At 58.5% G+C, this 5,060-nt stretch carries 6 protein-coding genes and 2 pseudogenes; 4 read left to right on the top strand and 4 right to left on the bottom strand.

Features of this window, described 5'->3' with window-relative positions; all coding sequences use genetic code 11:
- A partial coding sequence (locus C8N42_RS20845; RefSeq protein WP_146168246.1) for an IS3 family transposase occupies nt 1-151 on the top strand: 151 nt, incomplete at its 5' end.
- Here the strand turns inward: C8N42_RS20845 and C8N42_RS21740 are convergent.
- Nucleotides 148-396: a hypothetical protein gene (locus C8N42_RS21740; protein ID WP_170109397.1), complete on the bottom strand. Its 249-nt coding sequence runs from the start codon at nt 394-396 to the stop codon at nt 148-150. The genes C8N42_RS20845 and C8N42_RS21740 overlap by 4 nt on opposite strands.
- Between C8N42_RS21740 and C8N42_RS20840 the strand changes: the two genes are divergently transcribed.
- The 3 genes and pseudogenes from C8N42_RS20840 to C8N42_RS20825 form a co-directional block, all read left to right on the top strand.
- Nucleotides 336-998, top strand: coding sequence for a LysR substrate-binding domain-containing protein (locus tag C8N42_RS20840; protein WP_281261425.1), 663 nt, complete (start codon nt 336-338; stop codon nt 996-998). The genes C8N42_RS21740 and C8N42_RS20840 overlap by 61 nt on opposite strands.
- A complete protein-coding gene (locus C8N42_RS20835) occupies nt 991-2,217 on the top strand; it encodes a tetratricopeptide repeat protein (RefSeq protein ID WP_107818300.1) in 1,227 nt (408 codons plus the stop codon). The genes C8N42_RS20840 and C8N42_RS20835 overlap by 8 nt, the downstream gene beginning before the upstream one ends.
- A gap of 117 nt (nt 2,218-2,334) precedes the next feature.
- Nucleotides 2,335-2,565: pseudogene (locus C8N42_RS20825) on the top strand (integrase core domain-containing protein); the annotation flags it as partial.
- Nucleotides 2,566-2,729: 164 nt separating this feature from the next.
- Here the strand turns inward: C8N42_RS20825 and C8N42_RS20820 are convergent.
- The 3 genes and pseudogenes from C8N42_RS20820 to C8N42_RS20810 form a co-directional block, all read right to left on the bottom strand.
- A complete protein-coding gene (locus C8N42_RS20820; RefSeq protein WP_107818299.1) occupies nt 2,730-3,083 on the bottom strand; it encodes a MerR family transcriptional regulator in 354 nt (117 codons plus the stop codon).
- Nucleotides 3,080-4,027, bottom strand: a complete 948-nt coding sequence (locus tag C8N42_RS20815; RefSeq protein WP_107818297.1) for a DnaJ C-terminal domain-containing protein — start codon at nt 4,025-4,027, stop codon at nt 3,080-3,082. The genes C8N42_RS20820 and C8N42_RS20815 overlap by 4 nt, the downstream gene beginning before the upstream one ends.
- Nucleotides 4,028-4,386: 359 nt before the next feature.
- Nucleotides 4,387-5,060 (bottom strand): annotated as a pseudogene (locus tag C8N42_RS20810) (hypothetical protein); the annotation flags it as partial.

The following is a 5,060-nucleotide window of genomic DNA, read 5'->3' as shown; positions in this document are numbered from 1 at the left end:
AAGGGTCAGGCGCAAAACCTATCGGACCAGAAGACAGGCTCGCGCCGATGTGTTCGATTACATTGAGAGGTTCTACAATCCAACGCGTCGCCACTCGACCATCGGCTATCTAAGCCCTATGACCTTCGAGGAGCGAGCTATGAAAGCTTAAGTTGCCGTCCACGAAACCGGCAGCAGCTCAGCCAGGCTTTCCTTCGCGAAGCCAAATCCGCGATCGAACTGCTCGAACGTGCGCAGCGACATGCCAGGCTTGCAGGTCGAGGAAAGACCGGAAGTCTCACGATCGGGATTCAGACCTCGCTGGGCACCGGCTTCCTCAAGGACCTTCTCCGGCGATACGCGACCGCCCATCCCCGGGTTCTGCTCAGCGCAGTCGACGGCGCAACGAGAGAGCATGTCAGGCTCGTCGCGGCGGGCTCTCTCTGGACATCGCCTTTGTGACCGATTGCGAGATCCCGTCGAACTGCGATTACGCACAGCTGTGGCAGGAAGAAGTTTTCGTTGTCACCTCGAAGACCCATGCACTGTCTGGCGTGCCCGCTGTCAGTTGGTCCTCGATGCGGCACGAACGGGTCCTCGTAACCGTCGCCGCGCCAGGTCCCGAGGTCGAAGCCTTCATTCGCGGCGTTCTGGCAGCCGAAGATGATTGCGCCTTCAAAGTCGATCGGATCGATGCGACGCAGGAGATGCTTCTGGATCTGGTCGCCCTGAACCAGGGCATTACGCTCGCCGTCTCTTCCTGGCAGCGACCGGATGATCGGGAACTTTCCTATCTCCCGGTGAACGAGCCCAAAAACAGCGTGGCCTTCAATGCAATCTGGAATCGGGCGAACGGCAATCCGGCGCTCCGGCGGCTCATAACTGCCGCACATATCTGCGCCGGACGGCACCGCCGGGGCACGTCCGACTGGCTGTCAGCGCAACACTCCATCGGTCAGGACGGCATGTCGGGCCAACAAGTTACCATACCCTCCAAAGGGTCCTCGCGCGATGGATAGTATCAAGCGTTGCCGTACCGCAGAAGCTCTGAGCGCCTATGCCGCAGGACGCTACTCAGCGGCGGAAACCGTCTGCGTGCGCACACTCATGGACTACCCTAACGACCCGGACCTGCTTCACCTGCTCGGGGTCGCACGGCTCGCTCATGGTAGCATCACTGCGGCGATCGAGGCCCTTGAGACCGCCTGCGTACATGCACCGGTACCCTCGCCGGAATCTTACAACAATCTCGGCATAGCTCTGCGCACGGGGCAGCGGCCTGAAGACGCAATTGCGGCCTTCAGGAAGGCCATCGAAACACGGTCCGGATATGCGGAAGCGATGTACAATTTGGCTGTCACCTCAATGGATCTGGCGGATTTTTCTACAGCAGCCGACCTTCTTGCCGAAGTCACCGCTGCCAGTCCTGAAGATGCGCGGGCGCATTTCGCTTTGGCAGACGCTTTAATCGCCCTGAACGATCTTGACGCGGCAGCGCTGTCATTGCGTCGCTACCTGCGCCTCGCCCCCGGAGACGAGCAAGGCGCTGAACTGATTCTTGCATCAATTGGCAAGGCGCCTGTTCCAGCTAGAGCATCGCCCGCCTTTCTGCGCGACCTCTACCGACGAAAGGCGAAGAATTGGGATCTGGTCCCAGGCTATTTCGCGCATCGTCACGTCCTGGATGCCGTTCTGCGCCACGCTTCCCCGCTCTTCCTCTCGGCCCTCGATGCCGGATGTGGCACAGGTCTCTCCGGCGCCGGCTTCCGCGCGATGACCCAGCACATGACGGGGGTCGACGTCTCACCGGACATGCTTGAGCGCGCACGCGCGAAAGGCATCTATGACGTCCTGAACGAGGATGATCTGCTTTCTTTCCTGACCCGGCATCCAGACCAATTTGACCTGATCGTCTCGGCGGCGGCACTCATCCATTTCGGAGACCTGAACGCCGTCCTCGAAGCAGTGTGGCTGGCCCTTCGGCCGGAAGGAACATTTGCTTTCACCACCTATTCATACGACGGTTCCGACCCAACAGCCTTTGGTGCATCGAGCTATCGGGAACTCGCAAAATCGGGATGTTTTGCGCATGGCAGCGCCTACCTGGCCGACTTATCCAAAACCTGCGGTTTCGAGATCTGCGAAGTCAGCGAGATCATTCATGAGCAAAGCTCCACGCAGAAAATCCCGGGTTTCGTCGCGGTGCTGCGCAAGAAGAACGGCGTTGAAGGCCCCTAATCAACGGCCCCTTGCCGGGCCATTGATCTGAGCAATCCCGTCTATTGCCTGGATGCGGAAGGTCTCTTCCCGATGATGTTCATCGCCTTGACGCTGGCGACCACCTCGTCGCACTGGTTCCTCGACAACATCTTCGTGGAACGGCTCTGGCGATCTCTGAAATACGAATGCGTTTATCTGCATGCATGGGAGACCGGATCAGAGGCCAAAGCTGGCGTCAGTAAGTGGATCGCGTTCTACAACCACAAGCGCCCTCATTCCGCCCTTGGCGGCCAACCACCCGCTGTGATCTATTGGCAGCGAAATGAAACAACCCAACCCGATCAGCAGGTGCAAAGAGTAGCTTAAACTACGCCAGATATTGTCCAATATATGGGGAGTAGCTCATACCTCTCACAGAAGCCATAGGGTAATTCCGTCTGGGAAAAGAGAACCGTGCTCAGAGCCGGATTTGTGCAACAAGGCTACCTTTCACTACCGTTTTCCGGCAAAACTGGCCGCAACAGCCATTTTCAATCGCTTTCTTCAGCCGCGTCGTTGGTATCGCGAAGACGAAGTCGTGCCGCTAGTGCGCGCCTGACATCGTCGGGTTGATCGTCCAGCGCCTCGAGCAATGTCCACAGGTCGCGCCGGGTTTGGTAGAGTTGGTCGATCAGGTTCAAGACCACGGGCATGGCAGCCGTGGGCAGCGCCATCTCCTTTCGTAAATCACAAAGAAGGCGCAGGCGCGCGATATCGAGCTCGTCGAAGACCGGGCCGGCCTCGCCCACCGCCGGGCGCACCCAGCCCTGGCGCACCCAAAGCCGGAGCTCGCGCCGGGACAGGCGCCGGATCTTGGTGAGGACCATCTCTTCCGTGTGTCTCATGTCATCCTCCGCAATTCGGCGCGCGGGTCGAACCCGGCCATCCGGCGCCAGCGCTCCGCCAGTTCCTCCATCTCTGGGTCGATCTCTTTAGGCAGCACGATCTTCAACCTCACGATCTGATCGCCCGGCTTGCCTTTCGGGCCCTTGATGCCCTTGCCGCGCAATCTCAGGCGCCGACCCGACGACGCCCCTTTCGGAATCGTGACCGAGACGGATCCCGATACAGTCGGCACATCGACCTTTGCGCCGAGCACCGCTTCATCGAAGGTGATTGGCAATTCCATCTCGATATCTTCACCCAGCCGGGCAAACACCGGATGCGTCCCCACCGAAACGGTCACCAGAGCGTCGCCGGCGGCGCCACCGCCGATCCCCGGCGCGCCCTTGCCGCGCAACCGAAGCGTCTGGCCATCCCTGACGCCAGGCGGGATCGTGATTTCGATATTGTTGCCATCGGGCATCGTGACACGACGCTTCGCGCCGCGGGCGGCATCGAGAAAATCGACCTCGAGATGATAGCGCATATCCGAACCGCGGGTGTGGACCTCGTGCCGGAACCCGCCGCCGCCCGCCCCGGCGGCGCGCGCTCTGAAGAACTGCGAAAAGATGTCGTTCAGATCGTCCTGATCCATTCCACCCTCGAAACCCTGACCCGGGTCGTAGCGGCGGCCGGCATCCTGGCCGGCATAGTGGTGGTAATACTGGCGTTCGGGGCGTTCCTGTCCGCTGGCGTCGATCTCGCCCGCATCGAAACGCCGGCGCTTCTCGGGGTCGCCCAGCAGATCGTTGGCGGCCGAGACCTCCTTGAACCGTTCCTGCTTGGCCTTGTCATCGGGATGCAGGTCCGGGTGCAGCTCTTTCGCCAGCTTGCGATAGGCCTTCTTGATCTCGTCCTGTGTGGCGGTCTTCGGCACGCCAAGTATCTCATAGGGATCGGTGTTCATCTTCGCCTGTCTGTGTTGGGTCCGGCGCCGTCATTACCCAGGTGTCAGTGGAGCATAAGAGTGCACGAAATTCAAAACCTGAAATCGAATCAATCACAAGCCACTGTTTTAAAATATAAATTCAACCAAACTTTTAGTTCAACCCCATAAACGTGCACATTTGGAGCATAAACGCGCGACATAAGTTGCGTCAGCCAGACACCGAAACTGATGCACTGCCGTCCCAAAACAAAAAGGCCCGCGCAAATGCACGGACCGATTTGGCTCCAAAATCTTGTGTTTCTCAGATGATTTACCGAAATACCCCCACCTAATATTTTGCGAAACCAGCTAAATCTTCACGTCCGCTCAAAACCAATTCAGCCCCCTCTCCCCACTTTCTCATTCCACAAATCGAAGATTTTCGCAGCCTTGAACAACGGCTCAAAATCCTCGACCGAAAACGGTGAATACCTCGATGGCAAGGACGTTCGGTCGGTAAACGCACGACAGAAATGCCCCGCCTCAAGGCAAAGGTCCGCGCATCGGCTTGCTTCCACCAGCGCGTCAATCAGCAGTTCGATCACAAGACCCCAACGATAGGAACAGGCGCAGGAAAGACGCCGATAGAAATCCATCGAACTAAGTGGTGTGAAGTCGAACCCGGCAGTATCGGCATAGGCAAAACAGAGCCGGTTGAGTTCCTTCACATCCTCGTCCCGCGCCAGAGAGATTTCACGGAATGGCACCGGCCTGAGCAGATAAGCCAATTGCTCTTCGCTGTTGATGTGACCAGCCAGTTCGTCAACGCCCGACAGGATCAGCATCAGGGGCCAATCGGGCTTTTTGAGGAGCGACTTGAAACTATCGAGGATCATTGCCCGCCCCTCGGCGCTTTTCTTCGGAAAGATATGCTGACACTCATCGTAATGAATGCCGTGCACGCCCTGTTCACGAGAATGGAAGCCGACCATGTCCCAGATTTCGCGCTGCGTCATTCGCCCCGATGTTGGAAGAGCAAAACCTTCCCGCAGGGTGTGAACGCCAAGGTCCT

This window comes from Celeribacter persicus (assembly GCF_003050785.1).
Lineage (GTDB): Bacteria > Pseudomonadota > Alphaproteobacteria > Rhodobacterales > Rhodobacteraceae > Celeribacter > Celeribacter persicus.
The sequence above is the reverse complement of the archived record's forward strand: the minus strand, read 5'-3'. Positions and strand labels throughout refer to the sequence as shown.

Bases quoted from the DNA above. Each gene is read 5' to 3' on its own strand.
- C8N42_RS21740 (WP_170109397.1), bottom strand. From the start codon at position 396: ATGCTCTCTCGTTGCGCCGTCGACTGCGCTGAGCAGAACCCGGGGATG.
- C8N42_RS20835 (WP_107818300.1), top strand. From the start codon at position 991: ATGGATAGTATCAAGCGTTGCCGTACCGCAGAAGCTCTGAGCGCCTAT.
- C8N42_RS20820 (WP_107818299.1), bottom strand. From the start codon at position 3,083: ATGAGACACACGGAAGAGATGGTCCTCACCAAGATCCGGCGCCTGTCC.
- C8N42_RS20815 (WP_107818297.1), bottom strand. From the start codon at position 4,027: ATGAACACCGATCCCTATGAGATACTTGGCGTGCCGAAGACCGCCACA.